This window comes from Neorhizobium galegae (assembly GCF_017877055.1).
Lineage (GTDB): Bacteria > Pseudomonadota > Alphaproteobacteria > Rhizobiales > Rhizobiaceae > Neorhizobium > Neorhizobium galegae_D.
Window position 1 is genome coordinate 1,047,703 of record NZ_JAGIPG010000002.1, and the last position, 20,339, is coordinate 1,068,041.

Consider the following 20,339-nt stretch of genomic DNA (forward strand, 5'->3'; position numbering starts at 1 on the left):
CTCATCCCTCCCGGATGCTGTGTTATGCTCGGTACAGACGTGCGACAAAGGGGAGGGGTATATGCCGCGCTTGGACCACGTGACGATCCGTACCCGCGATGCGGGGCCGATGATGGTGTTTCTTGAGAAGGTGCTGGGAGCAAAGGAAGGGTTTCGGCCGCCATTCCCTTTCCCCGGCCACTGGCTCTATATCGACGGCCATTCGTGCATTCACCTGCTGATCACCGAGCGGAAAGACGATCCTCCGGTCGGCATCTACGACCACGCGGCGTTCTCGTTTTACGATCGCGATGTCGCCGTCAAGGACATCGAAGCTACCGGTTATCGCTTCGAACACGACGCCATTCCCGATACCGACATCGGTCAGATCTTCGTCTACGGCCCGGAAGGCGTGAAGATCGAGCTGCAATATCGCCGGTGATCGAGCGGGCTTTCGCTTTCGAAGCCGGATATCCCTGGGGCTGATCGCGAATCAACGCCGCTCGACGATCACCCGGCGCTCCACCACCATCGGCCGCCACATCATCGCGTCGGCACGGGACTGCATCGAGCGGCCTTCGGCGCGGCGGTCGAGCTCGATATCGAGCATGCAGCGCGCCATGGCATCCGTGCCCCGCCTGAAGCCGTAGCTGGCGCAGGTGGTTTCGTCAGCCGCGCGGCGTTCCTCCGGCGTCATCGTCTGGCAGCCTGCCAGCAGCGCGGCCAGTGGTGCGATGAGGAGAAGGCTGTGAGGGCGCATGGGCATGAACTCCTTTTCATTCAGCCGGGCTGCAACCATGGGATTCCATTCCGGGCGAAGCTGTTTTACACAGGAGCAAGCGCTTTTGCCATGGAGCCTTTGCCGATCTGATGCCCGTCCGTTTTGTCCGGCCCGTTTCCCACTCGGCCTATACGGCCCGCAGGCTGGCCTTATCGGCCTTGGCGCTGTTCGTCATCGCCACGCTGGCGCATCGTTTCGGGCCCCTGGCGACGCCGGATTTCCTGGCCCTGCTGTTTCTCTCGGCGGCGATTGCCGCCGTTTCCGTGCCCCTGTCGCTGATCGGCCTGATGCGGCTCTGGCAGGTCGGCGCAAGCGGCGGCGTCGCGGCGACCAAGGGGCTGGTCTATGCCGCTGTCCCGCTTGCCGTCGTGGCGATCGGCGCCTTTTATTATTACACCTTGCCGCCGCTCCACGACATTTCCACCGATATTGCCGATCCGCCGCCCTGGGTCGCGGCACCGAAGGCCAACCAGAAATGGCTGCCGCGCTCGACGGTGATCACGCCTGCCGATCGGCGGGTGCAGTTCGCCGCCTATCCCGGTCTTACCGGCAGGCGTTACGAGGGCGCCCTCGACCGCGTCTATCAGGGTGTACAGAAGGCGGTGCTTTCCGCCCGGATCGCGATCACCAGGAAGGAAGGCGTCGAGCTGATCGCACCGGACATCTCTCAGCGCCCCGCGCCGCCGGACGAACAGGCGCCGGTGCCGGATGTGGCGCCGATCCCGCTGCCGCGCCCGGAACCGTCGCTTGCACCGGTTTTCGTCAATGCCGGCGATGTGCTGCTGCAGGGGGAGACCCGCACCCTGGTTCTCGGCCTGCGTTTCGACCTGGTGATCCGGCTGCGCGAAGATGCCGAGACGACCTCCGTCGATATCCGCGTTGCTTCGCGCTACGGGCCGCATGATCTCGGGATGAGCGAAACCATCGCCGAGGATTTCCTCGACCGGCTCGATACCGAACTTCTGGGGATTGCCGGGAACTGACGCATGTCGCTCAAAGCGGGCCAAGTGAACCCGACGGATCGCGGCCCGCTTCAAGCGGGCCAGTACGTGCCCGCGAGCGAGGCCGGGCCTTCCGTCAGCACGCGGCCCTTTTCGACAAGGTCTTCCAGATGCGCGAGCACCGAGAGTGCCGCCGCACCATGCAGGCGCGGATCGGTGCTTGCATAGATCACCTTGACCATGTCGGGGATCAGCCTATCGCCGGCCTTGACACGCTCCAGCACGGCGCGTTCGCGCATGCGCCGATGGGTGCGAAGCCCCCGCAGGAACGAGCCCGGTTCTTTCACCGGGCCGCCATGACCCGGAAAGAAGATGCGGTCCTCGCGCGGCAGCAGTTTTTCGATCGAAGCCATGAAATCCGCCATTGACCCATCCGGTGGCGCGACGATCGTGGTTGCCCAGGCCATCACATGATCGGCGGAAAACAGGACGCCCGTTCCCTCCAGCCCGAAGGCGGAATGGTTGGCCGTGTGGCCGGGCGTATGCACGGCCGCCAGCGCCCAGCCGTCCCCCTCGATCACCTGCCCGTCTGCAACCGCGATATCGGGCATGAAACCGTTGTCGGCGCTTTCGGCGAACGGATTGACCTCGCCGGCGTGCAGCGGCCGCGAGGCCCGATGCGGTCCTTCGGCGACGGTGATCGCCCCGGTTTCTTCGCTCAGCCGGCGGGCGAGCGGGGAATGGTCGCGGTGGGTGTGGCTGACGAAGATATGGGTGACCTCGCGTCCCTTCAGCGCCGCCATCAGCGCTTCGAAATGCGCCTCGTTCTCGGGGCCGGGATCGATGACCGCAACCGAGGAGCCGCCGACGATATAGGTATTGGTGCCGTGAAAGGTGAAGGGCGAGGGATTGTTGACGGTAAGCCGCTGCACGCCGTCGGCAACAGGGACCGGCACGCCGTAGGAAGGGGTGAATTCCATGTCGAAGGTAATGTCTTCCGCCATGCCGGGCCTCCGCGCCTGATGCGATCTCGATGACGGCCATCGCGGCGTTGCCGGTTCTGCGCCAGATCTCTGATCGCGTCGGTTAAGCTGTTCAAAGCGCTCGGGAGATCTAGCATCGCTTTCGCTGCGGTGCATTCAAAAATTGCCGCCGGCCGTCACCCTGTCTGGCCGCAGCCGGCGGCTTTCATACCTTATTTTCACCCGCTTGCGCGGGCCTACTCGCCTCAGCCGGCGGTCAGCAGTTCCGTGCAGTAGCTCGGGCCATTGGCACCCGGACGATCGGAGACGATGGTGATGTCGCGGATCACATAGCTGGAGGAAACGGTGATCTTGGCCGTGCAGCTCACGCTCACGGTGCGGTTGCTGCCCTGCTGCTTGATCCGGTTGTAGCCGCCGCGCCAGGTGTAGACGGTCGTGGACCCGTCATCGACATCGCTGATCGGCGGGCTGAATTTCGCGAAGAACTCGCCGGCCGAGTGACCCACCCAGCGGGATTCGATCGGATTGCTGGCAACGCTGACGGTGGTGCAGGCCGAAAGGGCGAGCGCGAAAAGGGCAGTCGATGCGATGACGCGGCGGCTCATGATCCTGAAAAATCCTTCATGTCTTCTGTTGTGCCTGGGAGGCAAGGCTTTTGAGGCAAGTCTTTCGAGACTGCACGTAACAGATTTTTGTCAGGCTTCGCGAGGCGATGAGCGCCCATCGACATCAAATTTATCCTGCGCCGCTTTTTTGCAACGCCTTGGTTTTCCGCCTTTCCGGAGCCGGTGTGCCGGCGATCACGCCGCTGTCGCATATTTTTCATGAGCGGCGCTTGTACAATGAAAAATGCTGGTCTATAGAGGCGCCGCTGGTCACGGAGTGTAGCGCAGTCTGGTAGCGCACCACGTTCGGGACGTGGGGGTCGAGTGTTCGAATCACTCCACTCCGACCAGCTTGAACGCTTGATCTACGGGCGTTTGGTTATAATCCCGATCCTTCTTCAGATGTTTGCGGCAATGATTACGGCAACGATTGAGCGGTTTTCCGGCCAGCTCGTCCGCTCGTGAATGCTGCTCCTACGCCTGCCTGGTGGTCTGGGTGGTGATGCCCGTAGGTCTTCTCTAGGGTCTCAAGGGTCATTCCAAGGTATCCGGACGCTTCCCACTTATCCGTCGCTGCCTGCATTAGCCAAGTTGCCGAGGTGTGCCGGAGAGTATGACGAACAATGCCATTGGCGTCCTCGCCGAGGGTCTCATCGACGAGGTTGCGGAAGGCTCTCTTCGGATCTACCGGCCCACCGCGGAACTCGACAACATATTTGGCGCCTAGGCGGTGCCATCTGCGCATGTGGGCAAGCAGGCGAGCAGGAAGCCTTATAGGAGGAGCCCGCTTATTCGCAGCGACCACCTCGCCATCCCAAGCCCGGTAGAACACGCCGGCCTCGAGATCGATATAAGGGCGACCCTCTTCCTTGATGAAGGACGCCTGCCAGATACGTGACGAGCGGCTGCCGGTATAGACTGCGGCCAACGCGAAACGCGCGATATGAATGGTCGGACGCCATTTGTTGGGCTTACCGCGGTAGGTGCTGCGCTTCCGATACGCTGCCCAAATGAGTTTGGCCAGTGTAGAGCGGTCCAGATGCTTGACGCGACCTTTAGCCTTGGGCGGAAGGGTGACGGTCACCGCTTGCCGCGTCACGTTGTCCGCGATGGCCTGACGACATGCGGCCCGCAGATCCTCGAGTTCGCGTCGGCTACCATTCTGGTTGCCTCGCTTCTTCACGTACTCTGCGCATGTGCCACTTGTGATATCATCAAGCGTCTTATCGCCCCAGTAGGCGAGCAGGTTCTCAGCGCGCGCGGCCAGTTCCTTCGGCCGAGTGGCAGTGTCGCGCTTGAGCTTAAGATAATGCGCGATAACCTCAGCGACCGCTACGTCTCGAGCGGATCGGTCTTTCTTGGTCGGCGCCGCGATGAATTGCCTGGCGATGTGTTCGGCAAGCGCTCTCTCAGCTCCTTGACGATCAGACGCGCCGCAAGCAGTGCCGAACTGCTTTCCGCCGTCGAGGATGACCCATGTTGCGGCTCGATCCTTGCTGGCTGGTCTAAGCCAGAGCCGAGCTGGTTTGCGGGCACGCGACATTTCTCTTTCATCTCCTCAATCGATCGCAGGGTCGTAAAGTCTTTGCCGGCGATACGCATGATAGTTAGTCGGCCACGAGCGGCTTCCTTGCGAAGACCGTTTACGGACATGCCGCCATGCGGAAAGGCGAGGGGGACAGCCTGGGCTAGTCTTACTGGATCGTCAGGACGATAATTGTCATTTGCAGCCACGGGCCACGCGTACTCGGCCAGAGCCGCGGCGCTCATGCACTCGCCGCCTGCGGATTATCGTTGGCCGGCCGTGGAGGTCGGCGCGACGGCGCTTGGCGAATGATGCACATCGCCGTCAGCAACTCGAGGGAAGGTTGAACCGGGTTCCCCGGCCAGAAAGTAATTCGACAACCTAGTTTCATCTTGCCTCCTCTCGCTCGGTCATGGGCATGCGTCTTCTCAGGAACGGCACTGCGCAAGTGCAGGTTCTTCTTCTGGTCGATGTGGTGGTGGTAGTCATCTTGATCTCCTCTTGTGGTGGCGAGAGGAGGAATGGCCGATTCAGTCAGGGAAGTTTACGCAAAGAAACCCCATTTAATTGCCCGAGGCTTCATCAGCCGCAGCCTTGGCTTCGTCGTACTGCGTAATAGCATTCCGGCAGTGGGATTCACTGTATCCAAACTTATCAGCCACGGCGGCAAGCGCTTCTTCATATCGCTCGCCTGCCCATCGGCGGTGATAAAATTCTTCTGCTATTTCAAACCAATAAGCCGGCATTGTCCTTCGTCGACCCCGGCCACGCTTGGGCGGGGAAAGCATTTCAGCCGCTATAGCCTGGACGACATCGTCGGCTTTGCCCGTCTTCAGCAGGTCCACAACCATCCGCTTGGCGTCGTGAACCCGGCCTTCTGACACGGCAGATTTGATCGGCGAGGCTTGCAGAGAGAAGCCAGGGGGGAACTTGGCCATTGATCTACCTAATTCTTCGAAAGGCTGTCGTTCTCTGGATCTCGCTCATGAGGAGAGCAAGTGGCTCGCTATAATCCACCTCGTCATCTGGTGTTTCAACGACATCCCGCCACACCTGAAGTTTGATCACCAGGTCGTCGATGTCCGTGGCATGGCTCTCGGTGATCCGCACCTGAGTTTCGAAAAACCGACCGCAAACATATTCCACTTCCTGCGAGTCTCGCTCTGTCACGTTGTCCTCCATCGCAGCTTTGAAGATGCGATAGGAATCAAAGAGAGAACTGATTGGCGTCGCTTGTCGCGCGACCAACCCTTGGCCGAAAATAACCCGGAATGGACGTCCGGCCGCATCCTCCGGTATCACATAGACACCATAGACTTCGCCGCCGCTACCGGTTCGTTGCCTATCGGCAATGACGGACCGCATCCAGCCCGATCTGTGCTCGACCGCTTGGCCGACGGTGAATCTGAATGGCTCTTCGATTGCTTCTGCTGTTTCGATGCTGACGTGCGAGTTCATCGTTGTCCCCATTTTTAAATGATGTCATAGTAAAAACATGATTCGGGCAAAGAGTAAACTGAAAAATATGATGTCCGTTCAAAGATCCAGCCTTCTTGACAAATTTGTAGAATTTGCAATTTGGAGGATATGGCAATTACACCAGCGCAAAGCCGGGCGGCTCGTGCCCTATTGAATATCAGTCAGCCGGAATTGGCCGCCCTGAGCGGTGCGTCGGTCTCCACAATCAGGGATTTCGAGACCGGGAAACGGTCCCCCATCGCTAACAATCTAACCGCTATCAAAGCGGCCTTGGAGGCAGCGGGCATCGCTTTCTTGGCCGAGGGGGACCTGGCTGCTGGCCCGGGGGTCGCTAAGCGAGCTCAAGTTTGACAAATTTGTAGAAATTGAGCCGCCGAAATACCGGTGAGTTGCGCCGCGCGGCGCTGGACAACTTAATCTACTTAACGAAGACTGCCGCCTCACACGGGAGAGTGGCATGCGCTACAAAAAGTTCAGAATTCGGAACTTCAAGGGAATAAAGGACACCACTGTTAATCTCGGAAACAACAACAATGTTGGGGTTTATACATTTGTAGGCTTAAACGAGAGTGGCAAGACAACTGTCTTGGAAGCAATCCATAGCTTTTCTCCTGAGTTCGCCACCAGTCGGTTGATCGGAAGCGATGGTGGATCTGGAATACCCTTCACTGAACGCGTTCCTCGCCACCTTATTTCCAACTTTACCGGCGATGTCTCCGTCGAAGCGACACTTGTAACCGAGCCGGGGGAAATATCGAAGATTATCAAGGAAATCGAAGCATCCCGGAAAATCATCATCGATGTCGATTGCCTTCCGAATGAACTGATTTTTGAGCGTATACAGCGCTTCGTGAAAGGCGATTTCCAATCTTCCTACTTCTCTCTCTCTCACGCGCTCCGTGTAAAATCACCGAAAGAGAAAAAATGGAGGAAGGCTACAACGGAAGAGGTCACTGCCGTCCGTGACATCATTTATGCTCACACCCCGGATATTGCGTATTTTCCCACCTTTGTATTCGACTTTCCGAAGCAGATCATGCTGACCGGCGCTAGGGGCGGAGCTGTTAACAATTTCTATAAGAAGCTATTCCAAGATATATTAGACTTTGACGGTAAGGGACATACGATCGAAGACGATATTCTTCGACGCGTTCGCGAGCCAAGCTTGATCGGCCCGTGGATGCAATTTCTGAGCCTGTGGAATGGCAAGGATGATCGCGAAAAAATTCAACATGTAATTGACAGAGCAAGTGCGACGGTAACCCAAGTTGTTTTCGGCCGGTGGAATAAGATCTTTCGCGACGATGCCGGCAGCAAAGAGGTCCTTATTCTTTGGGAAGTTGTCGAAGGCGAAAAGAGGGACGGGAAAGGAGTTCTGATCAAGACCGAGGAACACGATGTCTCGATCAAGTTTCAGATCAAAGACGGCACCAGAAGATTCGACGTTAATGATCGGTCGCTAGGTTTTCGCTGGTTTTTTGCATTCATGCTTTTCACCCAATTTAGGGTCGCACGAGGATCTGCAAGGCCGATCGTCTTTCTCTTCGATGAACCTGCGTCGAACTTGCATGCTGCAGCACAGCAGAAACTCATTGAAAGTTTTCCCGAGGTTGCAAGGGGGAATCACAAGCTAATGTATACCACCCATAGCCACTATATGATCGAGCCTAAGTGGCTTGAACAGACGTTTATCGTCACCAACAGAGCCGATGCGCCTACGGAATCAGTGATTGATGCCATTTCCTTGGACGATGAATCACTTGACATAAAAGTGGCAACTTACCGCGACTTCGTTGACAAAAACCCCAAAAAAACGAGTTACTTCCAGCCAGTCCTTGATCGACTTGAAGTCGTCCCCTCTCGCCTTGATATCAGTAGATCTTCGATCGTGGTCGAGGGAAAGTCGGACTACTTCATAATTCAATACGCAGCGAAAATGCATGATGTGAAGGATCTCCCGGTTGTCCCCGGTTTAGGTGCGGGCACGTTAGGGGCCTTGGTGGCGTTGCACGTCGGCTGGAATCTCCGCATGCTATTCGTACTCGACAGCGACAAAAAAGGCAGAGATGAGCGGCAGAAGTATGTCGAGGATTATGGTCTACGCGCGGATCGCGCCGTTATCCTTTCAGAACTTGTGCCCGAGCTCACAGTTATTGAGGATCTGTTGGACGACAATGCAAAGGCCGCAATAGCCGCACAGATCGGTTGCTCATCTCCTCCCAACAAGGGTCAGATAAGACGTTACTTCCAGGAATCTTTGGCGGCCGATACTGTTACCCAATTGGGATCGGGATTTGAGGCACTTTCAAAGAAACTTATTGAGAGGCTTAACAATCGGCTGGTCGAATAATTTCGACCCGACCCACGACGGCCCGCCACCGGAGTGCTCTGAGGCGCGACCTTCGCCGCGCCCCACCGCAAGGGATCGCCGCGCGGCAAGACAAAGCCTCCCCTAAACGGGTGATGCTCTATCGCAAGTTATCTGCGATGTTCCCTTCGCCGAGAGACTATTGAGGGCTCGAACGGGAAAAACGGGCGAGCCCTCTTCTTGGCTGGTTGAGGGCCTGCACCCTGGCGGACCGGCGCAGGCCCTTGTCGGCTGGCTCCTGTTGGCATCAAAGCGGGTTTGCCGCGCCCCGCAACCACTACTGCGGCCAGACAATCGCCGGCACAACTCGTGGAGGAACGCTGCCACAACAGGCTGCTCCCGCTCGCCTGCCTGAACCTTTGCAAGCTCCGCGTACGCGTTCTGCCAAACGTCATCACGCCAGGCGACGAACGCCTGAGCCTGCGTCGCCCACGGAGCGACGGTGGAATTGAAATACGAGGCCAGCGCATCGCCGTCCCGGAAGTCCTTCAACCGCGCCGTGTCGTCGACCATGGACTGGATGGCGGCCTTATAGTCTTCGACGTTGGGCGCCGGTGGCACGATCTCGGAAACGTCGACGATCTCGAACGGAAGACCCGCTGGCACGTCCTTCGCGGCAATTTCTTCGATGGTCATGCCGCAAAAAAGTGACGGGCTGACAATGTGTCGAGCCCCGGTGTGATCGAGATACACGATCGCTTTTTCAAAGGTGCTCATCTCAAGATTCCTACGCTAATGTCGTCCATGTCGAGGAGCGTTGGCCCCGAACTGTTGGTCACATAGATTTCCACCCATGCGACGTTTTTCGCGAACGTCTTCCCGGCTTGAGCGGCGGTAGAACCGGACGTTCCGACGCTGATGAACGTGGCAAAGTTTGTGTCAGCCATGTCCGTCGTAAAGTTGATGCGATAATATCCGACGCCGAGGTCCGTGATAGAGGATACGTTCCTACTTGCTCGGATCGCGACCGTCCCGGTGCCGTTGAAGTTCACCCACGCCTTGATATCTGCCGCAGCGACCAATCCCAAATCCACGTTCGAATTCGGCATGGTGATGGTGCGCGTTGTGCCGGTCGCGACTGCCGACGCATCGATGGCAATGCCCTTGGTGTTGTCAGTGGAATCGTAAAGACGCAGGCTGGTCAGGAATGCCGCGCTTCCGATCTTGTGGGTCGTATTGAAAAGCCCGTCGATAGGCACCTTCCGGCTATTGCCGCCCTGAACGACGTGCACCAGTTCCGCGCCCGTGATCGTAGAAGCGGCTGTAAGTTCAGGAATTTCTTTATTTGCCATTGAGTTCGGCCTCCGTCTCGCTGATTTTCAGCGCGTTTCCGGCCTCATCGCCTTCAAGTGCAACGATATTTCCCGCCTCATCGCCTTCGAAGGAGACGAGTACCGGGGGTTCTTTTTCGGGAGTCATAGTTTCCTTTCGGGCGCACGTCCGCGATCGTCGCGGGTGCGCCGTTGGGTTGATTTTTTTGGGTTTGTTGGTGGTTAGACTGGTTCTTTGGTGCAGCGAAGTTGCTGCCGAACGCGGACGGTGATAGGCGTCAACGATGAATCACGTTATGGTCGCATTTGTCGCGCTTACCCTTGCATCCTGCGTAGGATCGAACATGCAGCGCAGCGCCCTGCAGATGTATGGGCAACTGTCTATCGCACCGGCACAGGCGCCAGGCTATGACTACCTCGTAAAGGTGGGCAATGTCGGGGACATCGGCTATAACCCAGACGAGTACAAAGAGCGCGAGATGGTCGCTCTTTCGGCACTGAAAACACAGTGCGCCCAGGCGCGGGTAGTTGGCGAGACGGCAATCCATCACGGTACCGTCCCCCTTCAGGGTAAGCCAGCTAAAACCTACTTCATGCGGGTAAAATGCGGTTAAGCGACTCTCACGAGCAGCAGGAAAAGCCTACCGTGAAAGCGGATTTCAAAGGCCTTGAGGAGCTGGTAGCGAAGATACAGAAGACATTGGCGCCGCAGTCGGAGGTGCTCCACAATGTCATGCTCGATGGACGTAGCAGTCAAAGGAAACGTCAGATCGACGTTTTAGTGCGGGACAGGATTGGTCAATACGAGTTCTTAATCGTCATCGACTGCAAAGATTATAAATCACCTGTCGATGTTAAAGGCGTAGAAGAATTCCACGGATTGGTGCAGGACGTGCTCGCTCAACGGGGCGTTCTTGTGTGTCCTCGGGGTTTTACCAAATCGGCAAAGGCGCGTGCCCAGTCGCTTCAGATCGACTTGTACAGCCCGATTGATACGGACATTCATAAATGGACTGCAAGGGTAACAATGCCCGCCATTTGCGACTATCGCTCGGCGGCGATGTCGTTCGGCATCGAGGTTTCCTCACCGTATCCGTTCAAGTTTGGGAACGAGTACTATAAGACGACAGAGGTGTTCGACGAGGACGGCGTAGCGCTGGGAACTCCGCTTGCCGTAGCCTCAATGCGGTGGAGTCGCGGAGAGTTCCCCGCGGCGGTGGGCGACCATGAGAATGTCAACATCTATGATGCCGAGACATTCATGGAAAACGGATATGGGATGCGGGTGCCTGTTGGCCTTTGGGTTGGCTTAACGGTTACGAGCGAACTCTACTTTGGTCAGTATCCAATCTCCAAATTTTCGGGCTTCAAGGACGAGGTTGGGGGAGGCGTTATCGCAAACGCCTTTACGATCGGCATGCTTGATCCTAACCACGTAGAGAAACAGTGGAAAAGGCTGGATTCGATCGCAGAGGCACCGGTGGAGCCGGCCATTCTGCTGACTGGCCTTGTTAGCTGGGTGGATTAGGCGAGCGATCCGGTGTAACCCCCAGGATTGCGGCTTGATCGCGCTGCATATTTGGGGGACAGTACATTCTAATGTGAGATTCCTATACTTAAGAGGAGAGCTCGATGGCCGATAAACCTGTTGTAACCACAGGTGACAGCATGCGCCCGATCACCATTAGGCCGTCTACCGGTGGAGAAGGAGCGTCAGCCCAGCCTGTAACCACGGGTTCTGGCGCCCCCGCGAAGCCTCCTAAGCGCTGATTTCACTGGCAATGATGTGACGATCAGGTAGGCGCCACGACACGTCTACTCTTTTGATTGATGACCTTGGAACATAGGTTAAAGTGATGTCGCCGTCGTTTCCGGTTATGTCGTATGATTCAAAGGAGTTATCCTCCCTGTAGCGGCCGGTCACGTACGTCGCGATTCCATCCTCGTTCATGATGATGGGCACTCTTGGGAAGGGCTTCATCTGCCCGAAGTTCGCCTCCAGCACGAGTCCGTCCTCCAAGAAGATCTGCACGACCGTCCATTTAGCGGGCTGGTTCATGATGGATTGCCAAACAGAGGACTCATGATCGTCTCGGTAGACCCCTGAGACGTTCATAATGGATCGAACGACGCCTTCTCCAAATGCACGCCACAGCATACCCAAGACTGTTGCCACGGCGCATGTGAGAACGGCAACAAGGGCAATGGAGACGGCTTCATCCACCTCTATCGGCATGCTCTTCGGGAAGAGCCACAGAATCGCGGCTGTGGCCGAACGCGATACAACTCCGAAACTTAGGACCTGAAGGAGGAAATCTTCCGTTCTATGGATTCTGCCTTTGCCTATGGAGATGATCTTGTACGCCAAATAGCCGGCGACCAGAACGATCTGAAGCTCGTAGGGTATCTTCAATAGGGTTTCCAAGTTCTGCCCTCAACTCTGACAGACAACGTATATCAGCCGAATGCATTTAGCGCCTCTTCGCATACGCGCGCAGGCGCTGGTGAAATGATCGGTCATGATTTTCTGTTCTGGTGAGCCAGCGTCTGACGCCGGCAATTGACTCGCGGGGAGGTTGCGCGCAGCCTGTGTATGACTATTGATTCGAGGAGGAATCGCATGGCAAAGAATGAAAAAACTGGCTCGAAGGCGGGTAAAGCTGCGTCGAAGGTTTTGAAAGACGACCGGACGGGCAAGGATTCCAAGACGGCTGCGGGCTCCGCCCTTTCGCAGCGGCCAGACAAGAAAAAGTAATCCAACTTACCGAAAATACTTCTCGGCTGGGTCGTCGCTCTCCGGTTCCGACACCACGGCAAACCTCGATGACGCCGGCGTCGCGCCCATCGAGCCAAGAACGCGCAGTAGCAGGGTCTGGCCTGGCACGCCGAGTTCGTCGGCTACCATGCGCGCCTGCAGGCAGGCCGCGATCGATGTGATGCCGCGGTGGCTTTTGTTCAGCCAAGGAAGTCGGACCCTGAATTCTTCCCACGCATCGGCTTCCTCAGGTTTCAACCAAGGGAACGGATCGCCAAGAGGTTCGGAAACCAGCGGCTCATAGCGCTCTCGGTAACGTTGCGGGTTTTTGTAAATCGCGCCAGACAGCCTAGCCTGAGCGAGTGGTTTTCGTGGTGGCGCCAAGGCTACCCCCCATATTCTGATTGGTGGAAATGCGCGCGTTTGGCCCTCACCGCTCCGCGATCTGGAGGCGGTTTAGCGATTTCGATAGCCCCGGGCCTACCTGGCCGCCATGACGACGCCCGCCAGAACGATCATTCCGCCGACGATAAAGCCTGCAGGCAGGTAGACCATGCCAGCACCGAGCGAGATGGACGCAACGGCGAGCACGCCCACGAGGTCGCGAGCTATGACCGAGAGCGCGGGCCTGGTCATGGCGTCAGCCTCGCCAGCGCATCGATGAGGCGCTGTGCCCTCGCTGTGACGTTGGCGACTGCTTTGTCGGTAGAGAAGGTAGTCGCGCGGCAGGCGAGCCATAGGTTGGGCTCTTCTTCATCAAGATCGACGATCCGGGCATAAGTGCCTGATACCGCACCCTCCTCGCACAGGGAGATTTCGCACAATGTGAGGTCAGTGCAGTAGTCATATTCGAGTCCATCGGACGTCTGACGGCTCTCTTTCGCCAGAACCTCGGCGCCGACGGAGACGCAAGCACGTTTGTTTCGCATCACCGCGTCGTAGATTGCCGTCGCCTTAGGATTCCCATCAAGCGGCATACGATAGGCAAGTCCATCAAGAGAGTTGGCAAATTCTAACCCAGTCGCGGTTGAACCAAGCTCCTGACCTGCGTCATGTTGGAAGAGCAGGCGCTTTGGTTTGCCGTCGTACAGTGAGTTTATAAAGCCGCCCCTTTTGATGACGCGGTACCGATCATTCGCGAAGAAAGCTTGACCGTAGAGGCAGGCCCAACCCTGAATCCCTGGCCTCTTGAGCTCGCGACCGTCGCTGCCCAGGAATTTTAACTGCGGCTTCGGCTGAGGTGCGGCTTGCCGATGGCCGCTGCGAGACCGGCTGAGGAATTCCTCAACGCTCCGCGGCTTGCCGCCAGGCACATAGATGGCCGGCCCCCTCATCGATAGTCGAGCTCCGCCGGCATCTTGGGAATTAAGCCCATCTCGACGGCCTCTCGGAAGAAGCGGGCCATTGAGGAATAGGGATCTGTCGGGCTCCCCAAGATCGACGGCGAAAAGAAGCCGAGCGACTCAACGGAGACCTCCTGATCTTCGAGCGCCTTTGTCAGACCATGAAGGTCCAGGGCGGCGGTATGGACGCCCCGCATGGCCTCCACAACGGCCTTCATCTTGTCGCGGTACGTTGGAGCGACACCCGAGCGATACGCGCTCACAGCCCTGTGGCGCTCGACAGCAATCTGAGAGTCAAGCAGTTCTCCGGCCGAACGAAGAGCGCGAATCTCGTTCGCCATAGCGGACAGCCGCTCGCGCTTGCTCGGGGGCGTCGGCGTCGGCGCCTGGCCGATCAACTCGGCAACGCGGCGGGATGCGGCGGTGTCGACCACGCCGTCGAATTCGGGTTCATCGTTCCGCGCCAGGGCGAGCTGGTCAGCGATAGTTTGCGCCAGCGTCTGCCCGATCTCGGCGCGCTTCGCGGTTAGTTCGTCATGCCGCTCGGAATGACGCAGTTTTTCCAGTTTCATTGAATGTCTCCACGATCGTCGCTAGCTCTCGGACGTCGTTCAGTTGGAATTGATGGATCCGCGAGGTTGGCCCGTTTATGTCGCCGTACCGGACGACCGAGCGTTTGCCTGAGAGGCTTAGGCACTCGAGGGCGATACTGTTGTCGGCGATGAACATGCGGCCGTCGTCGAGATCGAGGTCGCCGAGCACGGGCGACCTCGGCATAGTCTCAATGACCGCCCGCAGCATCTCGCCCGCTGTTCCAGGTAGGTCTGCATCACGCAATGGAAGCCGCCTCAGTGCGCGAACATGCGCTGGTGACGCTTGGATGCCATCTGAGGTTAGCCCTAAAACCACGTCGACCAGATGGTGAGGCTGAAGGTCGCCGCCGGACTTTCCTGGCAACATTCCTGCTTCGCGCAACTGACGAAGCGTCTGCCGAACCTTCGAGATGGGTTGTGAAAATAGCCGGGCGATCTGCCCAAGGTGGCGGGATTCCCGCATTGTTGTTCTCCTCTCAAAAGGGTGCCCGCGCCGGATCCGCAGATCGACAGCGCGGGCGGCGCCGGCAGGACGCTCCGGTGCCATCTGTTGTGCGATTGCCGCACGTTTTAGGGAAAAAGAAAGCCCGCCGCCGGACTTGCCAGGGCGGGTTGAGTTGGGCGTCGGGGTGCGCCTATATTCAATGGGGTTGAAAACAGCTCGAAGTGGTACTCAGGCGGCGATTTTTGTAGAGACTCTTTTCAGAACGTCCTCAACGACCTTGCGCCCCATGCGGTGAGCAGATGATTCTGCATAACCGCGCGCAAGGCCGATTGTTCGGAAAGAGGCATCGGACAGGATGTCCTCGACGACTTCCATATCGCCCCTATCGAAGCCAGCAGCCTCAAACTTCTCGGCCCGTTCCATCTCCGCCAGCGCCTCATGCAACGGCGCGGATGTTGCGCCTTCGTTGGTGCCATTGGCCTCCGCGATCCCGGCCAGCCGTCCGTATTCCCTTGCAACACCGTCGGGCAGCTTCGTGACAGGTGGCATGACCGTGGTGTTTGCCTTCGCCTTGGAAAGGATGTTGTCATTGGCGACTGCCCTTGCCGTGCGCGGCGGCGGAGCGAGCGATCTGGGGGCGTCTGTCCGTTGGTCTGACAAATACAATCCAGCGCCGCTTAGCCGTGTGTAAGCGCGATTTTCTTCTTGCCGGCGCTCGATATGCTTGGCGGTTTCCGAACCCTTGTCGAAGACCAGGCCAAGCGGATCGGCGACATAGTCCGGCCGGCACTTACGTCCGCGGTCGTCGCCGAAGGCAATGAGCTCGCCGTCACGAAAGATGAGACCGGTGAGCTTGCGCCTGCCGTCGGTTGTTCCAATGATGTACCACCCGCCATCCTGGCGGCGCTGGCTGGTTTCGATAAGAGGCGCATACGCACGGAGCAGCATAGGAACGGACGGCAGAATGCTGCCCTGATTGTGAACCCGCTCGCCCTCCTTGCCAGGATTGGCATCTGCCGCAGGGGGCGTGTTATCATTCGCTGCGACAACGGGCGGACGAAGTAGTTCCGCGACCTGCCTCAAGGTTGCGGCAAGCGGCGACTTATCTTCAACCAAAGCCCGTTCGATCCGATTGCCTTCTCGACCGTGATTTGTCGCTATCCCAGCGGCGTCACGTTCGGCTAGCCATTCCGCAGTGGGGCCATCGTTCTCGCGACGGACAGTGACGGATGGACCGGGGGGGGTGTCGAACCAAGATGATTTCTGGCTTCGGCTGAGTATATCGGCCGGGCGATCTTCTTGCGGCTCGATTGGACGCAAATCCCGCCAGTTGGGATCGGCGGGCAGAAGTTCCGGACGCTCTTCGTAATACTCCGCCCGCAGAAGATTGAGACGTGACCAAGCGATGCGCCTGCCACGCGATTGAATTTGGATACCTGTCATGATGGCCCCGATGGAATCCGCATATGAGCGGGAGAAAGTAACGGCCCGTTCCGGGTCTCGTGAGCGACACATCCAACGTACAAGATGTAGTATTTTATAGACTGTTTTTACAATTTTGTCAAGATATAGTGTCGCCTTGGCGTTTGATTTAAAAAATCAAAGATTCTAATAAAATCTCCGAATGAGTGGAACGCGGGTTCAGCCAAACGCCGATTTCATACCGATTTCGATGCCGGGGCCACAATTGCGAATTTTGCGGATGAGAAAAATTGCCTACCGCGCCGGTCATATGGGAGAGCATGCCAGATAACACGACGCCCCTGTCGCGGCCTCAGTGGTGCACTATTAGCGAGTTATTAATATATACGTCTCATGCTTGTGCTGCTCAAAGGAGTCGCACATGACTGATTTGATTCTTCGCATAGCTACTGCTGCGTTGACGCTTCTTGCAGTTCTCGAACTGTTCGCACCTTTTAAACCGTGGCTCCCCTTGGGAGGGAACAACGCGACGCAAATGGCAATCGTCCTAGGGCTAGCCGCGTTCACAGTGGAAGCCGTAAGCATATGGGGAGCATTGTAGTGGCAGTTCAAAACCGGATATCGGTCTCATTCAACGACGAAGAATACGCCGTTCTGGAGCGTCTGTCGTCACACACTCACAAGAGCAAAGCCGAGTTGATCCGCCTCATTGTCGAGGAATATCTGCGTGACAACCCAGATAGGTTTCGACTCGAAACATCACTCGGTATCAACCGGAAAGCCAACATATTGCTGCCCAAGAAAACTCAATGATTTCTCACGCGCGCGCTACGCGTGGGCGCGCGAGGCAAAAAACCGTATTAGCGCTCATGGTCGATTGACCCACCGGTCTGGGGTTGGGCGGCTGGCGCCTTTTGGGGTGCCCCGGTGGGGCTGTTGCGCATGCCTGCCACGCTCTATACCTTAAGATGTAGGGCCGGGAGGAATCACTTTGACATTTTTCGTTCGAGATTGCGTCCGATGCGGAACCAGGAAAGTCAACCATCGCTTCGCTGGAGAGAGTATCGTAGGTAAGCGAAATGAGTATCACAGGGAAATAGCCGGCGCGTGCGCGGACTGCCGGCAGTTATCCGTCTACGATTGGGACTCGCCGCAGCCAACTACTCCGACTAACCAGATGACCGAAGGAAATATAGATCGCTTGGAAAACGGAGAACTTGCCAAGGATGCAATCCGCATCGCGACAAGGCCAATCGATCTCAGCGAGCACATCCCGGACCGCATCGCAGGCCTCTTCCGCGAGGCGAACGAATGCCGCCAAATGACCTGGTACGAGGCGGCAGGAGCCATGTATCGGAAGACCCTCGACGTAGCGACCAAGCATATCTATACGCACGATGATCGGCTGAGAGAAAAACAGCCTGCCCAGGCATTGCGAGCTCGGATCAACTCCCTCGGAGAAATGAAGATACTTGAGCACGATATTGTAGAGCTGGCCGATGTCGCAGCGCTTGACGGGAATGACGCAACTCATGATGTCGATCCATACACCAAGGAAGAAGCCGAGGCGCTTGAAGATTTGACGCTCGACCTGCTCGATCGCCTGTTCGTCCGACCGGCTAAGATTGCTGCGGTGAAGGCGAAGCAGATCGCTTCCGGGCAGAGAAGGTCGGATTGATGTCGTTAGGTTGGGAAACGGCAGGGGATATAATATCGATCGTTGGCATATGTTGCACAGTCTGGGGCGCGTGGGCTGCGGCTAAGGGAGTGATCTTGAAGCCGGAAGACGCTGTTGAAATAGGCGTCCCGCGATTTGCTGGAACTCCGGAAGAAAATCTCAACATGCCAATGGTTAAAAATCTTCTTCAGGCATCTGCAACGGCTAGACGCGGCTTAATCTTCGTTGCGGTAGGAAGTGCCCTGCAGGCAGTCCCATTAATAGGCAAGGTGGTCGCGACGCTATAGTTCGCGCGCGCCTGGGGGCAGCATCGTGGCATTGTCCCTCGATGGAGATTCGAATGCTATGTCACTTCCGAGATTAGACAATGTGTCGACTCTGAAGTGTTAGGCTAGCTAACTATTTTTGATTCGTGGGCGAGAAATGGCAGACGACATAGACCTTCAGGCTGCACGGTCGCGCGAGAAGGATCTTGCTCGACGGGATCTGAAGAATGCCCATTTGGAAGGTTTAGATTTAACGAACGTCGATCTGACTGGCGCCCATATTGAACAAGCAAATTTTTCTGGCGCAAATCTGAGTGGCGCCACGCTCAATAAGGCGCACACGATGAATGCCGACATGAGCCACGCCAATCTGTCTGGCGTGGTCGCCAACTCCACCGTCCTCTTCGGTGTGAACCTTTCAGGTGCGGATCTCAGGCACGCAAAGTTGGTCTCATCCCACTTCTCACGAGTCAAACTGCATGGAGCGGATCTCCGGAACGCCAACTTTCGGAATGCGCGGCTGAATGATGGAACGGATTTCACCGATTGTGTTGTTGACGACACCACCATCTTTGATGGCGCGCACATACTTCGCCCATTGTCCAGGCAACCGGCATTTCGGTTTTATGAGGTTGAGCGAGGTATCCTTGTTCGGCGCCCCGATGGTCCTCGCCTTCTCGAGGCTTTACCGCCTCGAGCCGCGACGTCAAGCCAAGATGGACGCATAGGTGAGATTGAAAGGCGCATCAGCGAATTGTTGGCCGCCCTAGCGCCATTGACGCCGTCCGACGCAGGCAGTGGCGAGACGGCTGCAGGTATGGGACACAACAATCCACCCGAACCAACTCCGTTGGAGCGCCAGGAATTTGAAGGCCTGCGAACTACCCTCGCGGCATTGGCCGTGGAGATACATCGGGACGACATTAGGTCCGCAGATATTCTTGATGAGACCGAGACGCTGGAGCGCGCTTCAGCAAAAATCGCCGACTGGGTTGGAAGGAAGGTGGATTTGGCGGCGGATGAATGTGCGAAGCAGCTAGGAAAATCGCTGGCCGATGCTCGGGTTTGGATGGCCGGCTGGCTGGTGGTTTCGGGGAAGCTTGCCGCGTTGGTGGAGCTCCTAGTCTCCATAGCGCCAAACTGACCGATGAGGGTTGCATTGATCGAAGCTTACGATCTCGCTTTGGTGGCAATGAAGGACGCTTTGGTACAGATGGAGCGTGAAATACCAACGCCGCGCTTCGTGAAATCCGCGGCGGGATATCGAGGATACAGGTTCACCGAACGTCTCCCTCAGCAAGCGATCTTCCTAAAAACGGTCCGCATCTTCAGCGCTATTCAATCCCTCCAATTAACGCTTGATGCCGGGTTGCTCTTGGATGCAGGGGCACTGATGTGCATCCTCGATGAAGTTGGTTCAGATGTACAGTTTCTGACAGCTCCCCTTGTCTTTCGTCTTGAGTGGGAGGTACTCCACACGCGCTTTCTTGCCGATTTCTTCGAAGAAGAGTTTGATCACCCCGAGATCCTAAAATCTTCGCAGAAACGGGATAGAGTGAGTCGAAAGCACATTCGCGCCTACATCGCGCGCGTACACGGGCACGGAGATACCTCCTCACATATTGACGTACTAAAGCTGATCGACAATGCGTTCTCTGGTTACATACACGGGGCCGCCGTTCACATCATGGATGCATACAATAGCGAAGGTTTCGAGATTCCGGCATCGAGCCATCATCAACCGCTCCTAGACATTCGGGACCAGTTTGCAACTTACTTACATCGAGCGCTGATGGACTGCGCGCTCGCTGCCAAGGCGTTAGGATGTGAGGCGACGTTCAGCCGCCTTTTCCAGTTTATAACCTCCACCTTCACTGACGAAGGCTCCTTGCGATAGCCATCTGC

27 protein-coding genes and 1 tRNA gene are annotated in these 20,339 nt (G+C 57.1%); 13 read left to right on the forward strand and 15 right to left on the reverse strand.

Going from position 1 to position 20,339, the window contains the following annotated elements; genetic code table 11:
• Nucleotides 1-61: 61 nt before the first annotated feature.
• Nucleotides 62-421 carry a VOC family protein gene (locus tag J2857_RS15315; protein WP_210010966.1) on the forward strand — a complete coding sequence of 120 codons (360 nt, stop codon included), beginning with the start codon at nt 62-64 and terminating at the stop codon, nt 419-421.
• A 51-nt stretch (nt 422-472) separates the two neighbouring features.
• Here the strand turns inward: J2857_RS15315 and J2857_RS15320 are convergent, their stop codons facing one another.
• Nucleotides 473-745: a hypothetical protein gene (locus J2857_RS15320; RefSeq protein WP_432420154.1), complete on the reverse strand. Its 273-nt coding sequence runs from the start codon at nt 743-745 to the stop codon at nt 473-475.
• A 104-nt stretch (nt 746-849) separates the two neighbouring features.
• Here J2857_RS15320 and J2857_RS15325 point away from each other — a divergent pair, with 104 nt between their 5' ends.
• Nucleotides 850-1,743 (forward strand): DUF1499 domain-containing protein, encoded by an 894-nt coding sequence (locus tag J2857_RS15325; RefSeq protein ID WP_210010968.1) that lies wholly within the window; start codon nt 850-852, stop codon nt 1,741-1,743.
• A 50-nt stretch (nt 1,744-1,793) separates the two neighbouring features.
• On the opposite strand, the gene J2857_RS15330 is transcribed toward J2857_RS15325, so the two are convergent.
• Nucleotides 1,794-2,705, reverse strand: coding sequence for an MBL fold metallo-hydrolase (locus tag J2857_RS15330; protein WP_210010969.1), 912 nt, complete (start codon nt 2,703-2,705; stop codon nt 1,794-1,796).
• Nucleotides 2,706-2,929: 224 nt separating this feature from the next.
• Nucleotides 2,930-3,289, reverse strand: coding sequence for a hypothetical protein (locus J2857_RS15335; RefSeq protein WP_210010970.1), 360 nt, complete (start codon nt 3,287-3,289; stop codon nt 2,930-2,932).
• Nucleotides 3,290-3,562: 273 nt separating this feature from the next.
• Here J2857_RS15335 and J2857_RS15340 point away from each other — a divergent pair.
• Nucleotides 3,563-3,639 (forward strand) — tRNA-Pro (locus tag J2857_RS15340).
• A gap of 68 nt (nt 3,640-3,707) precedes the next feature.
• Here the strand turns inward: J2857_RS15340 and J2857_RS15345 are convergent.
• Nucleotides 3,708-4,832: an integrase gene (locus tag J2857_RS15345; protein ID WP_210010971.1), complete on the reverse strand. Its 1,125-nt coding sequence runs from the start codon at nt 4,830-4,832 to the stop codon at nt 3,708-3,710.
• A 503-nt stretch (nt 4,833-5,335) separates the two neighbouring features.
• Between J2857_RS15345 and J2857_RS15350 the strand changes: the two genes are divergently transcribed.
• Nucleotides 5,336-5,695 (forward strand): hypothetical protein, encoded by a 360-nt coding sequence (locus tag J2857_RS15350; RefSeq protein WP_210010972.1) that lies wholly within the window; start codon nt 5,336-5,338, stop codon nt 5,693-5,695.
• A gap of 61 nt (nt 5,696-5,756) precedes the next feature.
• On the opposite strand, the gene J2857_RS15355 is transcribed toward J2857_RS15350, so the two are convergent.
• Complete coding sequence (locus tag J2857_RS15355; RefSeq protein WP_210010973.1) at nt 5,757-6,272, reverse strand: hypothetical protein; 516 nt, start codon at nt 6,270-6,272, stop codon at nt 5,757-5,759.
• Between the two features lie 129 nt (nt 6,273-6,401).
• Between J2857_RS15355 and J2857_RS15360 the strand changes: the two genes are divergently transcribed.
• A complete protein-coding gene (locus J2857_RS15360) occupies nt 6,402-6,644 on the forward strand; it encodes a helix-turn-helix domain-containing protein (RefSeq protein ID WP_210010974.1) in 243 nt (80 codons plus the stop codon).
• 106 nt (nt 6,645-6,750) lie between these two features.
• Nucleotides 6,751-8,643, forward strand: coding sequence for an AAA family ATPase (locus tag J2857_RS15365; protein WP_210010975.1), 1,893 nt, complete (start codon nt 6,751-6,753; stop codon nt 8,641-8,643).
• Between the two features lie 102 nt (nt 8,644-8,745).
• Here J2857_RS15365 and J2857_RS15370 read toward each other — a convergent pair whose 3' ends face one another.
• From J2857_RS15370 to J2857_RS15380, 3 genes are read right to left on the reverse strand one after another with little or no spacing between them, the layout of a single operon-like run.
• Entirely contained in the window at nt 8,746-9,378 is a 633-nt protein-coding gene (locus tag J2857_RS15370; protein ID WP_210010976.1) for a hypothetical protein, read from the reverse strand.
• Nucleotides 9,375-9,953 carry a hypothetical protein gene (locus J2857_RS15375; RefSeq protein ID WP_210010977.1) on the reverse strand — a complete coding sequence of 193 codons (579 nt, stop codon included), beginning with the start codon at nt 9,951-9,953 and terminating at the stop codon, nt 9,375-9,377. The genes J2857_RS15370 and J2857_RS15375 overlap by 4 nt, the downstream gene beginning before the upstream one ends.
• The gene (locus J2857_RS15380; protein ID WP_210010978.1) at nt 9,943-10,080 is read right to left on the reverse strand and encodes a hypothetical protein; all 138 of its coding nucleotides are present in this window, start codon (nt 10,078-10,080) and stop codon (nt 9,943-9,945) included. Before J2857_RS15380 ends, J2857_RS15375 begins: the two co-directional genes overlap by 11 nt.
• A 196-nt stretch (nt 10,081-10,276) precedes the next feature.
• Between J2857_RS15380 and J2857_RS15385 the strand changes: the two genes are divergently transcribed.
• Together J2857_RS15385 and J2857_RS15390 are read left to right on the forward strand one after the other, a co-directional pair.
• The gene (locus J2857_RS15385; RefSeq protein ID WP_210010979.1) at nt 10,277-10,546 is read left to right on the forward strand and encodes a hypothetical protein; all 270 of its coding nucleotides are present in this window, start codon (nt 10,277-10,279) and stop codon (nt 10,544-10,546) included.
• A gap of 32 nt (nt 10,547-10,578) precedes the next feature.
• Entirely contained in the window at nt 10,579-11,460 is an 882-nt protein-coding gene (locus tag J2857_RS15390) for a restriction endonuclease (RefSeq protein WP_210010980.1), read from the forward strand.
• Between the two features lie 231 nt (nt 11,461-11,691).
• Here the strand turns inward: J2857_RS15390 and J2857_RS15395 are convergent, their stop codons facing one another.
• Entirely contained in the window at nt 11,692-12,345 is a 654-nt protein-coding gene (locus J2857_RS15395) for a hypothetical protein (RefSeq protein WP_210010981.1), read from the reverse strand.
• A 207-nt stretch (nt 12,346-12,552) separates the two neighbouring features.
• On the opposite strand from J2857_RS15395, the gene J2857_RS31275 reads away from it, so the two are divergent.
• Nucleotides 12,553-12,687, forward strand: a complete 135-nt coding sequence (locus tag J2857_RS31275) for a hypothetical protein (RefSeq protein WP_281068620.1) — start codon at nt 12,553-12,555, stop codon at nt 12,685-12,687.
• Between the two features lie 6 nt (nt 12,688-12,693).
• Here the strand turns inward: J2857_RS31275 and J2857_RS15400 are convergent, their stop codons facing one another.
• From J2857_RS15400 to J2857_RS15425, 6 genes are all read right to left on the reverse strand, one after another.
• A complete protein-coding gene (locus tag J2857_RS15400) occupies nt 12,694-13,071 on the reverse strand; it encodes a hypothetical protein (protein WP_210010982.1) in 378 nt (125 codons plus the stop codon).
• Between the two features lie 96 nt (nt 13,072-13,167).
• Nucleotides 13,168-13,323 (reverse strand): hypothetical protein, encoded by a 156-nt coding sequence (locus J2857_RS15405; RefSeq protein WP_210010983.1) that lies wholly within the window; start codon nt 13,321-13,323, stop codon nt 13,168-13,170.
• The gene (locus J2857_RS15410) at nt 13,320-14,021 is read right to left on the reverse strand and encodes an HK97 family phage prohead protease (RefSeq protein ID WP_210010984.1); all 702 of its coding nucleotides are present in this window, start codon (nt 14,019-14,021) and stop codon (nt 13,320-13,322) included. The genes J2857_RS15405 and J2857_RS15410 overlap by 4 nt, the downstream gene beginning before the upstream one ends.
• A complete protein-coding gene (locus tag J2857_RS15415) occupies nt 14,018-14,602 on the reverse strand; it encodes a hypothetical protein (protein ID WP_210010985.1) in 585 nt (194 codons plus the stop codon). Before J2857_RS15415 ends, J2857_RS15410 begins: the two co-directional genes overlap by 4 nt.
• Nucleotides 14,565-15,086, reverse strand: a complete 522-nt coding sequence (locus J2857_RS15420) for a hypothetical protein (RefSeq protein WP_210010986.1) — start codon at nt 15,084-15,086, stop codon at nt 14,565-14,567. The genes J2857_RS15415 and J2857_RS15420 overlap by 38 nt, the downstream gene beginning before the upstream one ends.
• Nucleotides 15,087-15,296: 210 nt before the next feature.
• On the reverse strand, nt 15,297-16,511 hold the full coding sequence (locus J2857_RS15425) for a hypothetical protein (RefSeq protein WP_210010987.1): 1,215 nt from the start codon (nt 16,509-16,511) through the stop codon (nt 15,297-15,299).
• Between the two features lie 579 nt (nt 16,512-17,090).
• On the opposite strand from J2857_RS15425, the gene J2857_RS15430 reads away from it, so the two are divergent.
• From J2857_RS15430 to J2857_RS15445, 4 genes are all read left to right on the forward strand, one after another.
• On the forward strand, nt 17,091-17,303 hold the full coding sequence (locus tag J2857_RS15430; RefSeq protein ID WP_210010988.1) for a ribbon-helix-helix protein, CopG family: 213 nt from the start codon (nt 17,091-17,093) through the stop codon (nt 17,301-17,303).
• A 364-nt stretch (nt 17,304-17,667) separates the two neighbouring features.
• Nucleotides 17,668-18,168: a DUF4145 domain-containing protein gene (locus J2857_RS15435; RefSeq protein ID WP_210010989.1), complete on the forward strand. Its 501-nt coding sequence runs from the start codon at nt 17,668-17,670 to the stop codon at nt 18,166-18,168.
• 423 nt (nt 18,169-18,591) lie between these two features.
• Nucleotides 18,592-19,578 carry a pentapeptide repeat-containing protein gene (locus J2857_RS15440; RefSeq protein WP_210010990.1) on the forward strand — a complete coding sequence of 329 codons (987 nt, stop codon included), beginning with the start codon at nt 18,592-18,594 and terminating at the stop codon, nt 19,576-19,578.
• Between the two features lie 15 nt (nt 19,579-19,593).
• Entirely contained in the window at nt 19,594-20,331 is a 738-nt protein-coding gene (locus tag J2857_RS15445) for a hypothetical protein (RefSeq protein WP_210010991.1), read from the forward strand.
• Nucleotides 20,332-20,339: the final 8 nt, after the last annotated feature.